Annotated in this window: 17 protein-coding genes; 9 read left to right on the top strand and 8 right to left on the bottom strand. The window is 65.8% G+C overall.

What is annotated here, in order from left to right; genetic code table 11:
• The first annotated feature begins 18 nt into the window (after positions 1-18).
• Positions 19-1,104 carry an alpha/beta hydrolase gene (locus tag A5745_RS18440; RefSeq protein WP_076117848.1) on the top strand — a complete coding sequence of 362 codons (1,086 nt, stop codon included), beginning with the start codon at positions 19-21 and terminating at the stop codon, positions 1,102-1,104.
• On the opposite strand, the gene A5745_RS18435 is transcribed toward A5745_RS18440, so the two are convergent.
• Positions 1,071-1,565, bottom strand: coding sequence for a PPOX class F420-dependent oxidoreductase (locus A5745_RS18435; protein ID WP_076059587.1), 495 nt, complete (start codon positions 1,563-1,565; stop codon positions 1,071-1,073). The genes A5745_RS18440 and A5745_RS18435 overlap by 34 nt on opposite strands.
• 34 nt (positions 1,566-1,599) lie before the next feature.
• On the bottom strand, positions 1,600-2,523 hold the full coding sequence (locus tag A5745_RS18430) for a sigma-70 family RNA polymerase sigma factor (protein WP_076059589.1): 924 nt from the start codon (positions 2,521-2,523) through the stop codon (positions 1,600-1,602).
• A gap of 29 nt (positions 2,524-2,552) precedes the next feature.
• Between A5745_RS18430 and A5745_RS18425 the strand changes: the two genes are divergently transcribed.
• On the top strand, positions 2,553-3,872 hold the full coding sequence (locus A5745_RS18425; RefSeq protein WP_076117846.1) for an aspartate aminotransferase family protein: 1,320 nt from the start codon (positions 2,553-2,555) through the stop codon (positions 3,870-3,872).
• A 94-nt stretch (positions 3,873-3,966) separates the two neighbouring features.
• A complete protein-coding gene (locus tag A5745_RS18420; protein WP_076117844.1) occupies positions 3,967-6,864 on the top strand; it encodes an RND family transporter in 2,898 nt (965 codons plus the stop codon).
• Here the strand turns inward: A5745_RS18420 and A5745_RS18415 are convergent.
• Positions 6,861-8,102, bottom strand: coding sequence for a hypothetical protein (locus A5745_RS18415; protein ID WP_076059595.1), 1,242 nt, complete (start codon positions 8,100-8,102; stop codon positions 6,861-6,863). The genes A5745_RS18420 and A5745_RS18415 overlap by 4 nt on opposite strands.
• Positions 8,103-8,209: 107 nt before the next feature.
• The gene (locus A5745_RS18410; RefSeq protein ID WP_076059681.1) at positions 8,210-8,446 is read right to left on the bottom strand and encodes a hypothetical protein; all 237 of its coding nucleotides are present in this window, start codon (positions 8,444-8,446) and stop codon (positions 8,210-8,212) included.
• A 193-nt stretch (positions 8,447-8,639) separates the two neighbouring features.
• Here A5745_RS18410 and A5745_RS18405 point away from each other — a divergent pair, with 193 nt between their 5' ends.
• The 3 genes from A5745_RS18405 to A5745_RS18395 all read left to right on the top strand — a co-directional run bounded on the left by A5745_RS18405 (position 8,640) and on the right by A5745_RS18395 (position 13,346).
• Positions 8,640-9,875 (top strand): D-alanyl-D-alanine carboxypeptidase family protein, encoded by a 1,236-nt coding sequence (locus tag A5745_RS18405; RefSeq protein ID WP_076117842.1) that lies wholly within the window; start codon positions 8,640-8,642, stop codon positions 9,873-9,875.
• Positions 9,876-10,008: 133 nt separating this feature from the next.
• Positions 10,009-10,446 carry an MmpS family transport accessory protein gene (locus A5745_RS18400; RefSeq protein ID WP_076059599.1) on the top strand — a complete coding sequence of 146 codons (438 nt, stop codon included), beginning with the start codon at positions 10,009-10,011 and terminating at the stop codon, positions 10,444-10,446.
• Entirely contained in the window at positions 10,443-13,346 is a 2,904-nt protein-coding gene (locus A5745_RS18395) for an RND family transporter (protein WP_076117840.1), read from the top strand. The genes A5745_RS18400 and A5745_RS18395 overlap by 4 nt, the downstream gene beginning before the upstream one ends.
• An 8-nt stretch (positions 13,347-13,354) precedes the next feature.
• Here A5745_RS18395 and A5745_RS18390 read toward each other — a convergent pair whose 3' ends face one another.
• Positions 13,355-14,677: a hypothetical protein gene (locus tag A5745_RS18390; protein WP_076117838.1), complete on the bottom strand. Its 1,323-nt coding sequence runs from the start codon at positions 14,675-14,677 to the stop codon at positions 13,355-13,357.
• A 122-nt stretch (positions 14,678-14,799) separates the two neighbouring features.
• Here A5745_RS18390 and A5745_RS18385 point away from each other — a divergent pair, with 122 nt between their 5' ends.
• Both A5745_RS18385 and nagA read left to right on the top strand, forming a co-directional pair.
• Positions 14,800-16,182 (top strand): sugar porter family MFS transporter, encoded by a 1,383-nt coding sequence (locus A5745_RS18385; RefSeq protein WP_076117836.1) that lies wholly within the window; start codon positions 14,800-14,802, stop codon positions 16,180-16,182.
• The gene (nagA, locus tag A5745_RS18380) at positions 16,179-17,291 is read left to right on the top strand and encodes an N-acetylglucosamine-6-phosphate deacetylase (protein ID WP_076117834.1); all 1,113 of its coding nucleotides are present in this window, start codon (positions 16,179-16,181) and stop codon (positions 17,289-17,291) included. The genes A5745_RS18385 and nagA overlap by 4 nt, the downstream gene beginning before the upstream one ends.
• Positions 17,292-17,295: 4 nt before the next feature.
• Here nagA and yhjD read toward each other — a convergent pair whose 3' ends face one another.
• Together yhjD and trpS are read right to left on the bottom strand one after the other, a co-directional pair.
• Positions 17,296-18,297 (bottom strand): inner membrane protein YhjD, encoded by a 1,002-nt coding sequence (gene yhjD, locus A5745_RS18375; RefSeq protein ID WP_076117832.1) that lies wholly within the window; start codon positions 18,295-18,297, stop codon positions 17,296-17,298.
• Positions 18,298-18,301: 4 nt separating this feature from the next.
• The gene (gene trpS / locus A5745_RS18370) at positions 18,302-19,321 is read right to left on the bottom strand and encodes a tryptophan--tRNA ligase (RefSeq protein ID WP_076117830.1); all 1,020 of its coding nucleotides are present in this window, start codon (positions 19,319-19,321) and stop codon (positions 18,302-18,304) included.
• A gap of 162 nt (positions 19,322-19,483) precedes the next feature.
• On the opposite strand from trpS, the gene A5745_RS18365 reads away from it, so the two are divergent.
• The gene (locus A5745_RS18365) at positions 19,484-20,284 is read left to right on the top strand and encodes an alpha/beta fold hydrolase (protein WP_076059685.1); all 801 of its coding nucleotides are present in this window, start codon (positions 19,484-19,486) and stop codon (positions 20,282-20,284) included.
• An 11-nt stretch (positions 20,285-20,295) separates the two neighbouring features.
• Here the strand turns inward: A5745_RS18365 and A5745_RS18360 are convergent, their stop codons facing one another.
• Entirely contained in the window at positions 20,296-21,537 is a 1,242-nt protein-coding gene (locus tag A5745_RS18360; protein WP_076117828.1) for an NADP-dependent isocitrate dehydrogenase, read from the bottom strand.
• Positions 21,538-21,570 lie beyond the last annotated feature (33 nt).

The raw sequence follows: 21,570 nt of genomic DNA, 5'->3' as shown, positions 1-21,570 counted from the left end.
TGCCCCACGCTTGATCTCATGGCAGCACCGCTAGGTACCCACGCGAAGGCGGCCGTCATCCGGGCCCTCTTCGCGGCGCCCCGGCCGGTCCGACGATTGTTGGCCGGCCCTCCGCTCCGCATCGACGGCCAGGAACTCACCCTCGACGCGCAGTTAATGATCCGGCTCAAAAACCTCTCGGGCTCCGACGTTTTCACCGACCCCGTCGAAAAGGCCCGCGCGCGCTATGACCAACTCTCGCGGCTCATCGGCTACGCATCACCCATACCGGTGGCGACGCGGGAAATCACCATCCCCGCCGAGCGCGGCGGCGTCCCGGCCACCCTGTACGCGCCGGGGGACGTGCCCGAGCCGTCGGGGCTGCTGGTGTACTTCCACGGCGGCGGCTTCTCCGTCGGCTCACGGCTGAGCCACGACCCCGTCGCCCGGTACCTGGCGAGCCACGCCGGCGTGCGCGTGCTGTCCGTCGAGTACCGGCGTGCGCCCGAGCACCGGTTCCCCGCAGCCCTCGACGACGCCGTCGCCGCGTTCGAGCACGCGCACCGCCACGCTACGGATCTGGGAGCGGATCCCGGCCGCATCGCGGTCGGGGGCGACAGCGCCGGAGGCAATCTCGCCGCCGTCACCGCGCAGCAGGCGGTGCGGCGGGGCGGTCCGGTGCCGGCGTTTCAGCTACTGATGTATCCGCCGACTGACCTCAGCACGCGCCGTCCGTCGCGCGACCTGTTCGCCCGCGGCTCCACCTTCACCGACGCGAACCTCGAGTGGGCACTGGCCAACTACGTGCCGCCGGGAACCGATCGCGGCGATCCGCGATTGTCACCGTTGCACGGAGACGTCACCGGCCTGCCGCCCGCCTATATCGCCAGCGCCGGTTTCGATCCGATCCGCGACGACGGCGCGGCATACGCGAAAACGCTGCGCGCCAACGGAATCCCGGTTGCCTTCACATGTCAGGCTGACCTGCCCCATGCGTACCTCAACTTCGTCGGCCTCGGCGGCCGCTTCGCCGAAGCCGCCAGTGAGGCGGCCGGTGCGCTGCGGGTCGGGCTGGAAACCATGCGCTCCAATCAAGCCTCGGGCGCCGGCGCGATCTCGATGTAGGTGGTCGGGATGTCGAACGCCGCGCTGCCCTTGTCCAGGCTGCGCTCGAACAACTTCATCGGCAGGCTCCAGTTTGCCGCGATCACCTTGTCCGCGTGCGCATGTTCGGACTCGGAAAGGATCCTGGCCACCCCGGCAACCGCTTGACCTTTCGGCTTGCCGCGAAAACTGCTCGGCACCACCACGACGCGCGGATTGTTCTTGATGCGCTTGACCTTTCCGGTGGAGCCATCCGTGCGCACGTAGATCTTCCCGTCGGCGACACCGTGATTGATCGGGCTCGGCATCGCCTCGCCGGAACGCCTGAACGTCACCAACAGGATTTGCCGCGTCTTCTCGAAACCGGTGAAGTCCTTACCTTGCGGAGTCCTGGCGCCGACGTCGAACGCGCTGCGGTGCCGCATCTTGTCCATTCCGCGGAACATCAACTTGCCCATCGCCTCGGCGACGCCGCCGGCCATCTACCCTCTCCAATCCGCGCTTGACTCGACTGACTTACGACCGCTCGCGCCGCAGCGGAGAGCCGGTGAACTTGTCGGGGTTGGCGATATCCCATAGGGCGCAGACCTTTCCGTCGCGTACCGTCATCGCCATCACCCTCGGACACATCTCGCGGTAGCCGTCGCCGGCCGGGAAGCCGGACGTGTAAATGCCGAGCTCGCCGTTGACCAGCCCCAGTTGATAGGCCGTGTAAAAATCGGGGCCGTAGCGGCGGGCCAGGCCGAGCATGAACCGGACCACCTTGTCCGGCCCCTGGATGACCTGAACTGCCGTGGGCGCCTTGCCATTCGAATCGCCGGTGAAAGTCACGTCGGGATGCAGCAGCGCCACCACGGCCTCCACGTCACCGGCGGACATGGCGGCCATCAGCCGGCCAACCACTTCGTTGTGCGACGGGTCGGGCTCCGGCGGTGGTTCGACGGCGACGGCCTTGCGGGCCCGCGACGCCAGCTGCCGGGCGGCGGCCTCGTTGATCCCCAGCACCTCGGCCACTTCCGCGAAGGGCATGGCGAACCCGTCGTGCAACACGAATGCGACCCGCTGATCGGGCGTGAGCCGCTCGAGCACCACCATCGCCGCGAACCGGGCATCCTCGGTGGCCACCACCGCGGCCAGCGGATCGGGCTCTTGCGCATCCACGAGACCGGTGACCACCGGCTCGGGCAGCCAATTGCCGGTGTAGGTCTCGCGGCGATGCGCTGCCGACCGCAGCCTGTCCAGGCCGAGCCGGCTCACCACGGTCGTCAGCCACGCGCGCAGGTCGGTGATCGCGCCCGCGGTCTCGGCGGAATCCCAGCGCAACCAGGCGTCCTGGACGATGTCCTCCGCGTCGGCCACCGTTCCCGTCAGCCGGTAGGCGACCGACAGGAGATGCGGCCGCAGCTCTTCGAACTCGCTGACCTGCTGCGCTGCGGTCATATCGCGAGCCTAGCGTTACGCTCGCGGCGATGACCGAACACCTCTGGCTGCATTTCACCCGGCACGGCCCCCACTTCACGCCGCCGATCATCACCCGCGGCGAGGGCGTCACCATCTTCGACGACCGCGGCAAGAGCTACCTCGACGCGCTGTCCGGTCTGTTCACGGTGCAGGTCGGCCACGGCCGCGCCGAACTCGCCGAGGTCGCAGCCCGGCAGGCGAGCACCCTGGCGTTCTTCCCGCTGTGGGGCTACGCCACCCCGCCCGCGATCGAGCTCGCCGAGCGGCTCGCGCGCTACGCGCCGGGCGACCTCAACCGGGTGTTCTTCACCACCGGGGGCACCGAGGCCGTCGAGACCGCGTGGAAAGTGGCCAAGCAGTATTTCAAGCTCACCGGCAAACCCGGGAAACACAAGGTGATTTCGCGATCGGTCGCCTATCACGGCACCACCCAGGGTGCGCTGGCGATCACCGGGCTGCCGTTGTACAAGGCGCCGTTCGAGCCGGTGACGCCGGGCGGTTTCCGCGTGCCCAACACCAATTTCTACCGCGCACCCGAGCCGTTCGACACCGACCCGAAAGCCTTCGGGCGCTGGGCCGCCGACCGGATCGCCGAGGCCATCGAGTTCGAGGGGCCGCAGACCGTCGCGGCGGTGTTCCTGGAACCGGTGCAGAATGCCGGCGGCTCCATCACGCCGCCCCCGGGCTATTTCGAACGGGTCCGCGAGATCTGCGACTCCTACGACGTGCTGCTGGTCTCCGACGAGGTGATCTGTGCGTTCGGCCGGATCGGTTCGATGTTCGCCTGCGACGACTTCGGCTACGTGCCCGACATGATCACCTGCGCCAAGGGTATGACGTCGGGCTACTCACCGATCGGCGCGATGATCGCCAGCGAGCGGTTGTTCGAGCCCTTCGACGACGGCAAGACGATGTTTCCGCACGGGTACACGTTCGGCGGGCATCCGGTGTCGGCCGCCGTGGCGCTGGCCAACCTCGACATCTTCGAGCGCGAGGGCCTCAACGATCACGTCAAGGCCAACGCCCCGGCATTGCGCGCCACCCTGGAGAAGCTGTACGACCTGCCCATCGTCGGCGACGTGCGCGGCGAGGGATACTTCTACGGCGTCGAATTGGTCAAGGACCAGGCGACCAAGCAGACCTTCAGCGACGACGAACGCCGAGCGCTGCTGGGCGGCGTCTCGGCGGCGCTGTTCGAGGCCGGGATGTATTGCCGCACCGACGACCGCGGCGATTCCGTCATCCAGCTGGCCCCGCCGCTGATCAGCGGCCAGGCCGAGTTCGACACGATCGAATCCATCCTGCGCACCGTGCTCCGCGAGGTGTAGTCGCCCTACATTGCCCTACGTTGAATGCCGGCAAACATAACGATTAGCTGAAATACAAGTCGCGGTTGCCCGTCGCAGGTGTACGTTCTGCGCGATGGGCGCTCTCAGCCGGCCCCCCAAAGCGCCGTTTATGCCGCGGATGATCACCCGCTTTGCGGTGCCGATCGTCCTGTTATGGCTAGGGCTCACAGCCATTCTCAACATTGCCGTCCCGCAGCTGGAAGTCGTCGGAAAAGCGCGCTCGGTATCGCTGAGCCCGAAAGACGCGCCCGCGGTTCAGGCGATCAAGCACGTGGGTCAGGTATTCGGCGAGTTTGATTCCAACAGCCGGGTGACAATCGTGCTGGAAGGCGACAAGCCACTCGATGACACTGCGCACCGGTTCTACAACGACCTGATGCACAAGCTGTCGGCGGACACCCGCCACGTCGCGCACATTCAGGACTTCTGGAGTGATCCCCTGACCGCGGGGGGATCGCAAAGCGCGGACGACAAGGCCGCGTACGTCGTGGTGTACCTCGTCGGCAACAACGAAACGCAGGCATACAACTCCGTTCACGCCGTCCGCCACATCGTGAATGGCACACCGGCGCCGCGCGGCGTCAAGGCCTACGTCACCGGACCGTACGCGCTCATCGCCGATCAAACCGAGGCCGGTGACAGGAGCGTCGCCAAGGTCACCCTGATCACCGCCTCGGTGATCGCGGTGATGTTGCTCTTCATCTACCGGTCCTTCGTCACCATGGTTCTCGTCCTGGTCATGGTCGTGATCGACCTGGGGGCAATCCGCGGGACCGTCGCGTTTCTCGCTTACCACAACGTTTTTGGTCTTTCGACGTTCGCCACCAACTTGCTCACCCTGCTGGCCATTGCCGCCAGCACCGACTACACGATCTTCATGCTCGGTCGCTACCACGAGGCCCGCTATGCGGGCGAGGACCGAAAAACCGCCTTCTACACGATGTTTCGCGGGACCGCCCACGTGATTTTGGGCTCGGGCCTGACTATCGCCGGCGCCATGTATTGCCTGAGCCTCGCCCGACTTCCGTATTTCAAGACGCTCGGCGCCCCCTGTGCCATCGGCATGTTGGTTGCCGTCCTCGCCGCGCTCACGCTCGGGCCGGCGGTGCTGGCCGTCGGCAGCATCTTCAAGCTCTTCGACCCCAAGCGACGGCTCAATACCCGGCGCTGGCGCCGAGTGGGCACCGCAATCGTCCGCTGGCCCGGCCCAGTCCTCATCACGACATGTCTGGTTGCGTCAATTGGCCTGCTCGCCTTGCCGACTTACAGGGCGACTTACGACCTACGCAAATTCATGTCCCCTAGCATGCCGTCCAATGTCGGGGACGCGGCCGCGGGCCGACACTTTTCGCAGGCGCGGCTCAACCCCGAGGTGCTGTTGCTCGAATCCGATCACGACATGCGCGATCCGGTGGACACGCTGGTGTTGGACAAGGTCGCGAATGCTATCTTTCACAGCCCCGGCATCGCGCAGGTGAAATCGATAACCCGGCCGCTGGGAACGTCCATCAAGCACACGTCGATTCCGTTCATCATCAGCATGCAAGGCGTAGTGAACGCCGAAAACATCGGGTTCATGAAGGACCGATTGAACGACATGATGGTCCAGGTACACGCGATGGATGTGTCGATCGAAGCGATGCAGCGCATGTATCAACTCATGGGCGGAGTTGTCGACGACACCGTCGACATGGATCACCTCACCCACGACATGTCGGACATCACCGACTTGATAAGGGACCACCTTGCGGACTTCTCGGATTTCCTTCGCCCGATCGGTAGCTATTTCTACTGGGAGAAACATTGTTTCGATATCCCGGTCTGCTGGGCGATTCGATCGGTATTCGACACGTTCGACAATGTGGACCAGCTGAGCGAGAAGCTGCGATTTCTCACCAAGGATCTGGACGTTCTCATCCGGCTCTTGCCGGAGATGCGAGCGCAGATGCTGCCGATGCTATCGACGATGACGATCATGCGGGACATGATGCTGGTCTGGCACAGCACACTTGCGTCTCTCGACAACGAGCAAGAGATGAATAGCAAAGATCCCGGCGCCATGGGCCGGGACTTCGACGCCGCCCAGGTCGACGATTCGTTCTATCTGCCCCAATCCGCCTTTGACAACCCGGATTTCAAGCGCGGCCTCAAGATGTTCTTGTCGCCCGACGGCAAGGCGGCCCGCTTCATCATTGCCCTCGAAGGAGAGCCCGACACGCCTGAGGGCATCGCCCGCGTCGAGCCGATCCAGCAAGCGGCGCGAGAGGCCATCAAGGGAACTCCGTTGCAGGGCGCCGCGATCTCGATGGGCGGCGTCGCCGCGACGTTCAAGGACCTACAAGAGGGCGCCACCTACGATCTGCTGATCGCCGGAGTGGCCGCGATCAGTCTGATCGTGATCATCATGATGATCGTCACCCGAAGCGTGGTCGCCGCGGCGGTGATCGTCGGGACGGTGCTGCTCTCCCTGGGCTCGTCCTTCGGCCTGTCCGTGCTCGTCTGGCAGGACCTGCTCGGCATCGATCTGTATTGGCTGGTGTTGGCGATGTCGGTGATGCTGCTCTTGGCCGTGGGATCGGACTACAACCTGTTGCTGGTCTCCCGCCTCAAAGAGGAAATCGGTGGCGGCTTGAATACGGGGATCATCCGTGCGATGGCGGGCACCGGAGGGGTGGTGACGGCCGCCGGCATGGTCTTCGCCGTGACCATGTCGCTCTTCATCTTCAGCGATTTGCGGATCATCGGTCAGATCGGCACCACCATCGGGTTGGGTTTGCTCTTCGACACACTGATCGTGCGTTCGTTCATGACGCCGTCCATCGCCGCGTTGCTCGGACGCTGGTTCTGGTGGCCGCAACGGGTGCGCCCGCGCCCGGCCAGCCACATGCTTCGGCCCTACGCGGCCCGTCGCGTGGTGCGTGCCCTGTTGCGGACGCCCGCCGACAAGCCGGCGCAGCCGACCCGGCCCTAGGCGGGCTCCGCCGCGAGGTGCTTCTGCGACGCGGGTGCGCCCAGTGCCGCGACGGCGGCGGCGACGGCCAGGATCAGGACGACGGCGACCGGCCAGATCGTGGCGTGGTTTTGTGCGATGCCGCCGAGGGCGCCTCCCAGCGCTGTCGTTTCGATGGCAAGCAGCATCGAGCAAAACCCGATCAGTATGCCGCGGTGGGGTTCGGCGGCGACCACGCCGATCCACGAAATCGCCGCGGCGAAGACGGCCAGGGCGGCCACCGTCGCCAGCAAGAACACGCTGCCGTAGGCCCAGATGTGAACCCACTGGCCGCACGCCTCGGCCGCGATGGACAGCACGCCGGCGGCGGCGCTGAGCAGCGCACTGCCCAGCAGCATGCCGCGCACGCCGAACAGCTGGTAAACCTTGCGCCACAGCGCGGAACCGATGACAAGCGCGATGCTGGACAGGGCCACCAACACCCGCAAAGTGCCGCTCTCGTGCGCGGTGCGCAGGGCATAGAAGGTGGTGCCCAGCGAAAGCGGGGCGAACAGCAGGCACGTGATCACATACCGGCGAAACCACGGCTGGGTGCGGGCGACCCCGAAGCCCTGCCGGCAGGTGTCACGCACGGAGATCCTCGGGGCGGTCGACGTGGACCGCGCCGGGCCGACGAACAGCGCCGCGAAGCCGGCGGCGGCCAGGCCGAATGCGCCCAGGCACAAGAGGTCGCGGTGCAACGTGGCCTTGTCACCGGTGGCGAACCCGGGCACCAGGAACAGCGCGGCAACGGTGGCCACCACCGATGCGATGGCCCCCTGGACCATCAGCAGCCTCAGCGCGGACAGCTTGCTGGACGGCATGTCGGGGTAGGCGACATTGGACACCGCGACGAGGGCTCCGCCCCCGGCGCTCATCAGCAGAAATACCGCCCCGGCAAGCAGGCCACTCCAGCGGATCACCGCCCCACACAGGATCAGCGCGGCCGCACTCGCGGCCATCGCCGCCAGCAGCAGGTGCCGCATCTGGCCCACTCGCCGCAGAACCGCGGGAGACACCGAATTTCCCACGATGGAGCCAAGCCCGTACGCCGGAAACAGCAGCGCGGCCAGCCAGGTGAGCCCCAGGTGTGCGCAGATGAACGGCAACACCACCGCGCCATTGCTGAACTGCATCCCGGCGGTGTAGAACGCGCCCTGGGAGGGCAGGCGCGGGAACGGGTTCGTGTGTACGGAGACCCCGTCCAGCGATCCGGCCATGACACCGACAATATGGGCGCTGAGCAGGCAGAACTATCCTCCGATCGGATACCGCCGGACGAATTGCATGTCCCCCGATCGGGGGACCTGCCAGACCAGGCGGCGGCTTAGCCGACGGCGAGGACCCGTTTGACCTCGTACGCGGCCAGCAACACATCCCTGGAATGCGCAGGCGACGGGCTGCTCGCCATCCGCGATTGCGCGTTGCAGAGCCAGGCGAGCGCCGAACGCAGGTCGTCGTTGGTGGTGCTGTCGCGATGCCGCTTCAGGTCGTCCAACACACCGTCGGCCCCGGAGCTGCGAACCTGCGTCCCCTTCTCGACCTGCTTGAGCAACTGTTCCAGCGAGCGCGGCGCGGAATCGTCACCGTCGCGCCGCCCCTTCGACATTCGAGTCCAAAATCGGTTGTTTTGAATGGTGTCAGCGTAGTGCTTTGGCGCCGTCCGCGCTCGCACCGGCGAGTTTGTAACATCTGCCCCATCAGTCACAGCGCGGCTCCCGGGAATTGACCTTCCGATCGCCTAGTCTGCTGAAGCAATGAGCCTGTTACGTTCCGCGTCATGCCTGGCAGCGGCGGTTTTTATGGCCGGCGCGCCGATCGCTGTGCCGGTTGTTGCCAACGCCGAGCCCAGCCCCGGGCCCAACGCCGGTCCCACCAACTGCCCGTACCAGGTGAACACTCCGCCCGCGGTGGATTCGTCGGAGGTGCCGCAAGCCGGCGACGCGCCGATCCCGTTGGCGGTGCCGCCCAAGCCGGTCGGCGGCGACGTGCTCGGCGGCTGCGGCATCGTCGCCGCGCCGGGCACCCCGCCGCTGCCGAACGACGTCTCCGCCGACGCCTGGCTGGTCGCGGACCTGGACAGCGGCGCCGTCGTCGCCGCCAAGGACCCACACGGCCGTCACCGCCCGGCCAGCATCATCAAGGTGCTCGTAGCGATGGCGTCCCTGAACGCGCTGCCGCTCAACAAGTCCGTCGTCGGCAGCGCCGACGACGCGGCCGCCGAAGGCACCAAAGTCGGTGTGGACGACGGCGGTACCTACACCGTCAACCAATTGCTGCACGGGCTGCTGATGCACTCCGGCAACGACGCCGCGCACGCGCTGTCGATGCAGCTGGGCGGGATGCAGCAGGCGCTGGAGAAGATCAACGTCCTGGCCGCCAAGCTCGGCGGACAGGACACCCGGGTGGTGACGCCGTCGGGACTGGACGGGCCCGGCATGAGCACGTCGGCCTACGACATCGGGTTGTTCTACCGGTATGCGTGGCAGAACCCCACCTTCGCCGACATCGTGGCCACCCGGACGTTCGACTTCCCCGGCCACGGCGACCATCCGGGCTACGAGCTGGAAAACGACAACCAGCTGCTGTTCAAATACCCGGGCGCGTTGGGCGGCAAGACCGGCTACACCGACGACGCCGGGCAGACCTTCGTCGGCGCGGCCAACCACGACGGGCGACGGCTGATGGCGGTGCTGCTGCACGGGACTCGGCAGCCGATCGCCCCGTGGGAGCAGGCCGCGCACCTGCTGGACTACGGGTTCAGCACCCCTACGGGCACCCAGGTCGGCAACCTGATCGAACCCGACCGCTCGCTGATGGCCACCAAGCCGGATGCGGCGGCCGACCGTCAGGCCAATGACGCCCAGGCGGGCGGGATCCTGCCGTCGGCAGACGCGCTGCCGGTGCGAGTGGGCGTGGCCGTCATCGGCGCCATCATCGTGTTCGCGTTGATCATGGTCGCGCGCTCAATGAACCGCCGCCCGCAGCACTAGCCGCACATAACAATTCGCTGAAACGCAAGAATGCTGCGGTCCATTGGCGGTAGCGTTTTCGTCGCTAATGCGACGACGCGGCAATGACGCAACAGGCGATATTGCGACCCGGTGGCACAAGACGAGGGAAAAGATGATTCGGGTTACCAGGTTCGTCAAACGAATGTGGTTATTGCTGGCCGTCCTCGCGGTGGCCAGTGTCGCGGGGTTCGGCATCTATCGTCTGCACGGGATGTTTGGCGTTCACGGACATCCCGTTGTGCGGGTTAAGGCCGATCGAGACATCCCGCCGTACAACCCAAAACGGGTGACCTATGAAATCTTCGGACCTGCCACGTCCGCAAGAATCGCCTATTTGGATCCCGATGCCAGGGTGCAACAACTGGAAAATGCGCCCCTCCCCTGGTCTCAAACGGTGACGACGACGCTGACCGCGATCACAGTCAACCTCGAGGCGCAGAGCAGCGGCGACGTGCTCGGCTGCCGGATCACCGTGAACGGCGCGATTAAGGACGAAAGGTCCGTGACCGGACCGAAGGCCCTGACTTATTGCGAAGTGGCCGGCGGATGAGCGAAACGGAGGCCGCCGCGGAACCCAGCCCACCACGCTTCCCGCGGACGATCCGCCGGCTTGCGGCGCCCATCGTCCTGTTGTGGGTGGTGCTCACGGCCATTCTCAATATCGCTGTCCCGCAACTGGAAGCGGTCGGAAAAGCGCACTCGGTATCCATGAGCCCCAAGGGCGGCGCCTCGATTCAGGCGATAAAACGAATCGGCAAGGTGTTCGGCGAGTTTGATTCCGAGAACGCCGTCACGGTGCTCCTGGAAGGCGACAAACCACTCGCCGATGCCGCGCACCGGTTCTATAACGAGCTGCTGCACAGGCTGTCCGCCGATACCCGCCACGTCGCGCACATCCAGGACTTCTGGAATGACCCGCTCACCGCCACGGGATCGCAAAGTGCGGATGACAAGGCCGCGTACGTCGTGGTCTATCTCGCCGGCAAAAGCGAGACCGAGGCGTACAACGCGGTTTTCGCCGTGCGGCATATCGTGGATAGCACCCCGGCGCCGCCAGGGGTCAGGGCCTACGTCACCGGTCCGACGGCGCAGATCGCCGATCAATCGGTGGCCGGCGACAAAAGCATCGGCAGGGTCACGCTGATTACCGGTGTGGTGATCGCGGTGATGTTGCTCTTCATCTACCGATCCGTGGTCACCATGGCCCTGGTCCTGGCCATGGTCGGGATCGAGCTCGGGGCAATTCGCGGGACCGTGGCATTTCTGGCCGCGCACAACGTCTTTGGTCTTTCGACCTTCGCGGTCAACTTGCTCACCCTGTTGGCCATTGCCGCCAGCACGGACTATGCGATCTTCATGCTCGGCCGCTACCACGAGGCGCGCTATGAGGGCGAGGATCGAAAAACCGCTTTCTTCACCATGTTTCACGGCACCGCTCACGTGATTTTGGGCTCGGGCCTGACCATCGCCGGCGCCATGTGTTGCCTCAGCTTTGCCCGACTTCCGTATTTCCACTCGCTCGGTGCTCCCTGTGCCATCGGCATGTTGGTTGCCGTCCTCGCGGCGATCACACTCGGCCCGGCCGTGCTGACCGTCGCCAGCTTCTTCGCGCTGTTCGACCCCAGGCGACGGCTCAACACTCGGCGCTGGCGGCGCGTGGGCACGGCGATCGTCCGTTGGCCAGGCCCAGTGCTCTTCGCGACGTGCCTGATCGCGTCAATCGGCCTGCTGGCATTGCCGACGTACCGGACTACGTACGCGCTGGGCAAATACATGCCGGCCGGTATGCCGTCGAATGTCGGGGATAGGGCCGCGGCCCGCCACTTTTCGCTGGCGCGGCTCAACCCCGAGGTGCTGTTGCTCGAGAGCGATCACGACATGCGCACGTCGGTTGACATGCTGGTGTTGGACAAGGTGGCCAAGACGATATTTCACAGCCCCGGAATCGCACAGGTGAAATCGATAACCAGGCCGCTGGGAACGTCCATCAAGCACACGTCGATTCCATTCCTCATCAGCATGCAAGGCGTCACGAACGCCGAAAACATGGGGTTCATGAAGGACCGATTGGACGACATGCTGGTCCAGGTGCAGGCCATGGATGTATCGATCGAAACCATGCATCGCATGTACGACATCATGGGCAAGATCATCGACAATACGGCCGACATGGACAGCCTGACCCATGACATGTCGAATATCACGGATACAATTCGCGATCACCTCGCGGACCTCTCGGATTTCCTTCGCCCGATCGGTAGCTATTTCTACTGGGAGAAACATTGTTTCGATATCCCTGCTTGCTGGGCGATCCGAGCAGTATTCGACACGTTCGACAACGTGGACCAGCTCAGCGAGAAGCTGACATTCCTCGCCAAGGATCTGGATATCCTCGTCAAGCTTTTGCCGGAGATGCGTGCGCAGATGCTGCCGATGCTGTCGACGATGACGATCATGCGAGACATGATGGTCGTCTGGCACGGCACGCTTTTGTCGTTCTACAAACAGCAAGAGATGAATACCAAAGACCCCGGCGCCATGGGTCGGGTGTTTGACGCCGCCCAGGTCGACGATTCGTTCTATCTGCCCCAATCCGCCCTTGACAACCCGGATTTCAGGCGCGGCCTCAAGATGTTCTTGTCGCCCGACGGCAAGGCGGCCCGCTTCATCATCGCCCTCGAAGGAGATCCCGACTCGCCTGCCGGCATCGCCCGCGTGGAGCCGATCCAGCAGGCGGCGAAGGAGGCCATCAAGGGAACTCCGCTGCAGGGCGCCGCGATATCTCTCGGCGGCACCGCCGCGATGTTCCGCGACATCCAAGAGGGCGCCACCTACGATCTGCTGATCGCCGGAGTCGCTGCGATCAGCCTCATTCTGATCATCATGATGATCGTCACCCGAAGCGTGATTGCCGCCGCCGTCATCGTCGGCACGGTGCTGCTCTCGTTGGGCTCGTCCTTCGGTCTGTCCGTGCTGGTCTGGCAGGACCTGCTCCACGTCGATTTGTATTGGCTCGTAATGGCGATGTCGGTGATCCTGCTGTTGGCGGTGGGATCGGACTACAACCTGTTGTTGATCTCCCGGCTCAAGGAGGAAGTCAATTCGGGTTTGAACACGGGGATCATCCGCGCGATGGCCGGTACCGGAGGGGTGGTCACGGCCGCCGGGATGGTCTTCGCCGTCACGATGTCGCTCTTTATCTTCAGCGATTTGCGGATCATCGGACAGATCGGCACCACCATCGGATTGGGTTTGCTCTTCGACACGCTCATCGTGCGCTCCTTCATGACGCCCTCCATCGCCGCATTGCTCGGACGCTGGTTCTGGTGGCCCCAACGGGTGCGCCCGCGCCCGGCCAGCCAAATGCTTCGGCCCTACGCGGCCCGTCGTCTGGTGCGCGCGCTGTTGCAGACGCCCGCCGACAAGTCGCCGGAACGGCCCCTGACCTAGGCCCGGACCTAGGCGGCCTGAAGGCTCACCGACGGCGCGACCCTCGCGATGGAGCGAGGCGCGAACGCCGCCGTGCGCTCGCGATCGGCGGGTGCCGGTCGCGTCTCCGACTTCGGTGCTCCCAGCGCCGCAATGGCGGCGGCGACGGCCAGGACCAGCACCACGACGTCCGGCCAGATCGCGGTGTGGTTCTGCGCGATGCTGCCGAGCACAAATGCGAGCGCCATGGCCTCGATAGCAACCAGCGTCGAGCTGAACGCGATCAGTGTCCCGCGGTGCGACTCGTCGGCCACCGCGCTGAGCCACGAAATCGCGGCGGCGAAGACAGCCTGGCCGGCCACCGTCGCCAGCAGGAACACCGTGCCGTACGCCCAGATGTGGAACCACTGGCCGCACGACTCGGCAACCACGGTCAGCGTGGCGGCGGCGATGCTGAGCAGGGCACTGCCCAGCATCATGCCGCGCACTCCGAAGAGCCGGAAAACCTTGCGCCACAGCGGCGACCCGAAAACCAATCCGATGCTCGACAGGATCACCAACACATGCAGGCTGCTGTTGTGGTGGGCGGTGCGCAGCGCATAGAACGTGGTGCCAAGGGTGACCGGAGCGAACAACAGGCACGCGGTCACATACCGGCGAAACCATGGCTGGGAGCGCGCGACCGCGAAGCCCTGCCGGTAGGTCTGCCGCGCGGACATCCGGGTGGTGTTCGAGACGGACCGCACCGGGCCGACGGACAGCGCCGCGATGGCCGAGACGACCAGTCCGGCTGCGCCCAGCCACAGCAGATCGCGGCGATACATCATCTCGTCGCCGTGGGCCAGTACCGGAACGACGAACAACGTGACCACGGTGGCCAGCACCGACCCGGTGGCACCCTGGAACAGCAACAGCTCGCCACGCCCCGCCGCGGATAGCTTGCTGGAGATCAGGTCGGGGTACGCGACACCGGCGATCCCGAGAAGGACTCCGGCTGCCCCGCAGGTCAATAGAAACACCGGCGCGGCGAGACCGCCGTTCCAAGGAACGAACGCGTCGCACAAGATCAGTGCGGCCACGCTCGCCACCAACGCGGCCAGCAGCCGGTGCCGCATCAGACCCACCCGCTGCAGCACCACCGGAGACACCGAGTTCCCGACGATATCGCCCAGGCTGTAGGCCGGAAAGAGCAGCGCGGCCACCCAGCTGAGACCCTGGTGCGCGCAGACGAACGCCAGCACTACGCTGCCGTTGCTGAGTTGCATGCCTGCGTTGTAGAAGGTGCCCTGGGAAAGCAGGCGACCGAACACGCGCGGCTGTGCCGGGGCGGTGGCTACCAGGGCTGCGGGCATGCTGACAAATTTATGGTGGCTGAGCTCACAGAAGTATCCGCCGATCGGGCAGCGCGGGTGGAATTCGCGTGTCCCCCGATGGGGGGACAAGGCCGCGATGCCGCAACATTAGACTCACCGAAATGACTCAAGCCCGCCCATCGCGGCGGGGCCTGCGGGTTGGGCTCACCGCGGCCAGCCTCGGCATCATCTTCGGATACGACCTGTCGATCATCGCCGCCGCGCAACTGTTCATCACCGAGGACTTCGGACTCACGACCCGGCAACAAGAACTCCTGACGACGATGGTGGTGATCGGCCAGATCGCCGGGGCGCTCGGCGGCGGAGTACTGGCCAACGCGATCGGGCGCAAGAGGTCGATGATCCTGATCGCCGCCGGCTACACGGTGTTCGCGCTTGTCGGTGCGCTCTCCGTCTCGCTACCGATGCTGTTGGCGGCGCGATTCGTGCTGGGTCTGACCATCGGCGTGATGGTGGTGGTCGTCCCGGTATACATCGCGGAATCGGCCCCGGCGGCGGTGCGTGGCGCGCTGCTGACGGCCTATCAACTGGCCATCGTCAGCGCGCTGATCATCGGCTACCTGACCGGTTACCTGCTGGCCGGCACCCACAGCTGGCGGTGGATGCTGGGCCTCGCCGCCGTACCCGCGGTGCTCCTCCTGCCGCCGCTGGCTCGGCTGCCCGACACCGCTCGGTGGTATCTGCTGAAGGGCCGGGCCGACGACGCCCGCCGAGCGCTGCTGGGCGTGGAGGCCAGCGCACAGGCCGACGACGAACTCGCCGAAATTGCCACTGCCATAAGGGAAGAAAGTGGCGGGGGGCTGCGCGAAATGCTGTTGGAGATGCTTCGCAGGCCCTATCTGCGGGCGACCACCTTCGTGGTCACGCTCGGTTTCCTGATCCAGATCACCGGGATCAACGCGATCATCTACTACAGCCCCCGGATATTCGAAGCCATGGGCTTCACGGGAAATTTCGCGCTGCTGGCCCTGCCCGCACTGGTTCAGGTCGCCGGCTTGGCGGCGGTGTGCACCGCGCTGCTCCTGGTCGACCGGGTGGGGCGCCGCCCAATCCTGTTGTCCGGCATCGCGATGATGATCGTCGCCGACGTCGTCCTGATCGCCGTGTTCGCCCAGGGCCATCTCGGCGGCGCCGGATTGTTTTTCGGGTTCGCCGGCGTGCTGTTGTTCATCATCGGCTACACCCTGGGATTCGGCTCTCTGGGCTGGGTGTACGCGAGCGAAAGTTTCCCGTCCCGGCTACGGTCCATCGGTTCGAGCGCGATGCTCACCTCCAACCTGGTCGCCAACGCGATCGTCGCCGCCGTCTTTCTGACGATGCTGCACTCCCTCGGCGGCGCGGGGACCTTCGCGGTGTTCGCGGCCCTCGCGGTGGCCGCCTTCGGCTTCGTTCACCGGTTTGCTCCCGAGACCAAGGGACGCCAACTCGAGGAGATAAGTCACTTCTGGGAAAACGGTGGCCGTTGGGAAAACACGAGCCCATGATCAGCGCGGGCACCGTAATACTCGACGATAAGGTGTGCCGGCCGGGATGGCTCGAGACGTCGGGCGCGCAGATCGTCGCCTGCGGTGCCGGTGAGCCGGCCCGGGCCGCGGACCACGATTTTCCCGATTGCGTTGTGGTGCCTGGCTTTATCGACATGCACGTGCACGGTGGCGGCGGGGCTTCCTACTTGCAGGCCGGGGAAATCGCCAAGGCCGCCGGGTTCCACCTGGCGCACGGCACGACGACAACGCTGGCCAGCCTGGTCACCGCCCCGCCCGCGGAGCTGATCGCCGGCGTGCGGGCACTGGCCGACGCGACCCGGCAGGGCATCGTCGCGGGCATCCACCTGGAGGGGCCGTGGCTGAGTGCGGCTCGTTGCGGAGCGCACGACCCCGCCCAGATGCGCGACCCCGAACCCGCCGAGATCGACGCCGTGCTCGCCGCGGGCGCCGGAACGATCCGCATGGTCACGCTGGCGCCCGAGCGGGCCGGCAGCGACGACGCGATCCGGCGCTTCCTGGACGCGGATGTGGTTGTCGCCGTGGGCCATACGGACGCGACCTACGAGCAGACCAACCGCGCGCTCGCCCTGGGCGCCACCGTCGGCACGCATCTGTTCAACGCGATGCCGCCGCTGCACCATCGCGAGCCGGGGCCGGCCCTCGCGCTGCTGCAGGACCCACGGGTCACCGTGGAGCTCATCGCCGACGGCGTGCACGTCCACCCCGCGATGATGCGCGCGGTGATCGGGACGGCCGGACCCGACCGGGTCGCGGTGATTACCGACGCGATCACCGCGGCCGGATGCGACGACGGGGCGTTTCGGCTCGGCCCGGTGCCGATCGACGTCGCCTCGGGCGTGGCGCGGGTGCGCGGAACCTCGACGATCGCCGGCAGCACCGCCACGATGGATGAGCTCTTCCGCACCGTGGCCGCCGACGCGGGATTGACCGCCGCGGTCCAGGTGACCTCGGCGACGCCGGCCGGTGCGCTGGGCCTGCAGCGGGTGGGCAGCCTGCGGGAGGGCTATGATGCCAATCTCGTTGTGCTGAACGGCGCTTTGGAAGTGACCGCCGTCATGGTCCGTGGCGACTGGCGGGCCGGCTAGTCAGTCACCGCCTGCGGCGGGTCAGGCGGGAAAAGGCCAGCGCGCCAACGGCTCCCGCGGCCATCGCGGCCAGGGTCTGACGCGCGCTGGGCCCCTCGTGCAGCTGTACCCGCGGGGCGATGATCGCGGGCGCCGGCGGCTCGACGGGCTTGCCGCGCGGATCGGTGGACGCGGTGGCGGCCCATGCGGCGGCGAACAGCACGAGAAAGCCGGTGATGTAGGCGAACACCATCAGGCCCAACACCGGCCCGAACACGGCGCCCGCCGGGCTGCGCAGCACGGTCTGCAAGTAGATCGATCCCACCTGCTTGAAGAGCTCGAAGCCGATCGCAGCCAGCAACCCGCCCCGCACCGAGGCGGCCAGGCTGACCTTTTCACGCGGCAGCCGGGCGATCATCCAGGTGAACAGCAGCCAGGAAACCAGCCAGGACACCACCAGCGAAACGATCCTGAAGATGAGGTCGAACACCGAAAAGTCGGGTATCCCAAGCCACCTCAACACGGCCGACATCGGGCGGGCGTGGCCGAGCGCGCTCAACGCGACAGTGGCCATCAGCACCAAGAACGTGGCGAACATCGCCAACAGGTCGGACAGCTTGTTGCGCACGAAACCCGGCGAGTCGATGCGTCGGTCCCACCACATCTCGGTCAGTGCCTGCCGCAGGTGTGACATCCAGCCCAGGCCGGCCCAGGCCGCGGTCGCCAAACCGATCACACCGACGGACGCCCGCGCGTCGATCGCCGAATTCATCAACTGGACCAGCTGCTGACCCAGCGATCCGGGCACCGAGGCGTGGATATGGTTCTGGATCGTGTCCAGCAGCTGGGGTCGGCGGGACAGGGTGAATCCGACGATCGCGAAACCCACCATCAGCAAGGGAAATAACGCGAAGATCGTGTAGTAGCTCAAGCCCGCCGCGAAGAAGCTGCCGTTGCGGTCGTCGAAGCGCTCATAGGCGCGCATCACGTGGTCGAGCCATCCGAACCGGGCCCGCAGCCGATCCATGAATCTACTTCCGTTGGAGGAGGAACCCCAGCCGATCGTAAACCCGCTGTACCGTTTTCCCGGCCACATCCTGGGCGCGCTCCGCGCCGGCGGCCAGCACGGCCTCCAATTCGGTGCGATCGGCGAGCAATTCGTCGACCCGCGTCTTGATCGGTCTGACGAACTCGACGACGGCGTCGGCCGTGTCCTTCTTCAGATCGCCGTAACCGCGCCCGGCGTAGCCCTCGACGAGCTTGTCGATGTCGACACCCGTGACCGCCGATTGGATGGTCAGCAGGTTCGACACGCCCGCCTTCGCCTCGGTGTCGTAACGGATTTCGCGTTCGCTGTCGGTCACGGCCGAGCGAATCTTCTTGGCGGACAACGCCGGATCGTCCAGCAGGTTGATCAACCCGGCATCGGTGGCCGCCGACTTGCTCATCTTCGACGTCGGGTCGCCCAGGTCGTAGATCTTCGCGGTGACCTTGGGGATGAGCACGTCGGGAACCACGAAGGTGTCGGGGAAGCGGGCGTTGAACCGCTGCGCGACGTCGCGCGCCAACTCGAGGTGTTGGCGCTGGTCCTCGCCGACGGGCACCAGGTCGGTGTCGTAGGCCAACACGTCGGCGGCCTGCAGGACAGGGTAGGTGAACAACCCGACTGTTGTGGAGTCGCTGCCCTGGCGCAGCGACTTGTCCTTGAACTGCGTCATTCGCGACGCCTGCCCGAAGCCGGTGAAGCAGCCCAGCACCCATGCCAACTGCGTGTGGGCGGGCACCTGGCTCTGCACGAAAACGGTGCTGCGCGCCGGATCGATGCCCAGCGCCAGGTACTGCGCGGCGGTCACCAGAGTCCGGCGTCGCAGCGCCTCGGGATCCTGCGGGACGGTGATGGCATGCAGGTCGACGACGCAGAAGAACGAGTCGTGGTCGTCCTGCAGCGCGACCCATTGGGTGACGGCGCCCAAAGCGTTGCCGAGGTGAAGCGAATCGGACGTGGGCTGCACGCCCGAAAAGATGCGGCTGGGTCCGGTAGCGGTGCTCATGATGCCCCCGATCTTTTCACGCCCCGATCTTCGTGCGGGCCCACGGCCGTTCGAACACCGCCCGTTGGTTGCGGTACCGGCGGTATCACCTTTAGGGTCGGCAACATGACGACTCGCCCGCCGACGCACCTCGGCCCCAGGGATGGTTCGACAGAGCCGGTCCTGCTGCTGCACGGGTTCCTGATGTCGCAGACCGTGTGGGACGGGGTGGCGCCGCGGCTGGCCGACACCGGCCGCTACGAGGTATTCGCCCCGACCATGGCCGGGCACAACGGCGGACCGTACGCGGGCACCTGGCTGCTGAGCTCGTCGGTGCTGGCCGACCACGTCGAGCGGCAGCTCGACGAGCTCGGCTGGGACAACGCCCACATGGTGGGCAACTCGCTGGGCGCCTGGGTCGCGTTCGAACTCGAGCGGCGCGGGCGAGCCCGCAGCGTGACCGGCATCGGCGCCGCGGGCGGCTGGACCCGCTGGAGCCCGGTCAAATTCGAGGTGATCAGCAAGTTCCTGTCGGGCATGCCGTTGCTGGTCCTGGCGCGATTGCTCGGTCAACGGACCCTGCAGCTGCCGTTCAGCCGCCGGCTGGCGACCCTGCCGCTGAGCGCGTCGCCGGACGGGGTCAGCGAACGCGAACTGTCCGGCGTCATCGACGACGCCGCGCACTGTCCGGCCTACTTCCAGCTGCTCGTCAAGTCGCTGCTGCAGCCGGGCCTGCTCGAGTTGGCCGAGACCGCGGTGCCCGTCCAGCTGGTGCAGTGCGAGAAGGACCGCGTTGTTCCGCCGCGCAGATTCAGCCGGCATTTCACCGATCACCTGCCCGCGGGAACGAAGATCACCAAGCTCGACGGCGTCGGACACGTTCCGATGTTCGAGGCGCCCGAGCGGGTCACCCAGGTGATCTCCGAATTCATCGACGAGTGCAGCCGGCCGCTGCGGGCGGCCGAAAACCCGCCGGCCAGTTAGTTAGTCGGCCCCTAACCGGCTAAAGCCTTTTCCAGGTTCTCGGCGATCGAGTTGAGGAATTCCTCGCTGTTCTGCCACTCCTGGTCAGGGCCGATGAGGATGGCGAGGTCCTTGGTCATCTTGCCGCCCTCGACGGTGCCGATGACGACGTCCTCGAGCTTCTGGGCGAACTCGATCACCTCAGGCGTGTCGTCAAGCTTTCCGCGGTGCTGCAGCCCGCGTGTCCAGGCGAAGATCGAGGCGATCGGGTTGGTCGACGTCGGCTTGCCGGCTTGGTACTGGCGGAAATGCCTGGTGACGGTGCCGTGTGCGGCTTCCGCTTCGACCGTCTTGCCGTCCGCGGTCATCAGCACCGACGTCATCAACCCCAGCGACCCGTAGCCCTGCGCGACGGTGTCCGACTGGACGTCGCCGTCGTAGTTCTTGCAGGCCCACACGTAGCCGCCCTCCCACTTGAGGCAGGCCGCCACCATGTCGTCGATCAGCCGGTGCTCGTAGGTCAGCCCTTCGGCCTCGAACTTGTCCTTGAATTCCTCTTCGTAAATGCGCTGGAACTCGTCTTTGAACATGCCGTCGTAGGCCTTGAGGATGGTGTTCTTCGTCGACAGGTACACCGGCCATTTGGCGTTCAGGCCGTACGCGAAGGACGCGCGGGCGAAATCGCGGATGGATTCCTTGAAGTTGTACATCCCCATCACCACACCGCCGTCCTCGGGGATGGACACCATCTCGTGCACCATCGGCTCGCTGCCGTCGGCGGGCGTGAAAGTCAACGTCACGGTTCCCGGCTGGTCGACCTTGAAGTTGGTCGCCCGGTACTGATCACCGAAAGCGTGACGGCCGATGACAATTGGCTTGGTCCAGCCCGGAACCAGCCGCGGGACATTGGAGATCACGATCGGCTCGCGGAAAATGGTGCCGCCCAAGATGTTTCGGATCGTCCCGTTGGGCGACAGCCACATCTTCTTCAGGTTGAACTCCTGGACGCGCGCCTCGTCGGGGGTGATGGTCGCACACTTGACGCCCACGCCGTGCTTCTTGATGGCGTAGGCCGCGTCGATCGTCACCTGGTCGTCGGTGCGGTCGCGGTGCTCCATGCCCAGGTCGTAGTAGTCCAGGTTGATGTCGAGATGGGGCAGGATCAGCATGTCCTTGATGAGCTTCCAGATGACGCGGGTCATCTCGTCGCCGTCGAGCTCGACTACCGGGCCCTTGACCTTGATCTTGGATTCGGTTTTGGATTCGCCTGCCATATCGAGTTCGACTTTCCTCTTGCTGCGTCCCTG

The organism is Mycobacterium sp. IS-2888, assembly GCF_001954215.1.
Lineage (GTDB): Bacteria > Actinomycetota > Actinomycetes > Mycobacteriales > Mycobacteriaceae > Mycobacterium.
Note: the sequence above shows the minus strand (reverse complement) of the source record. Positions and strands in the feature narration are given on the sequence as shown.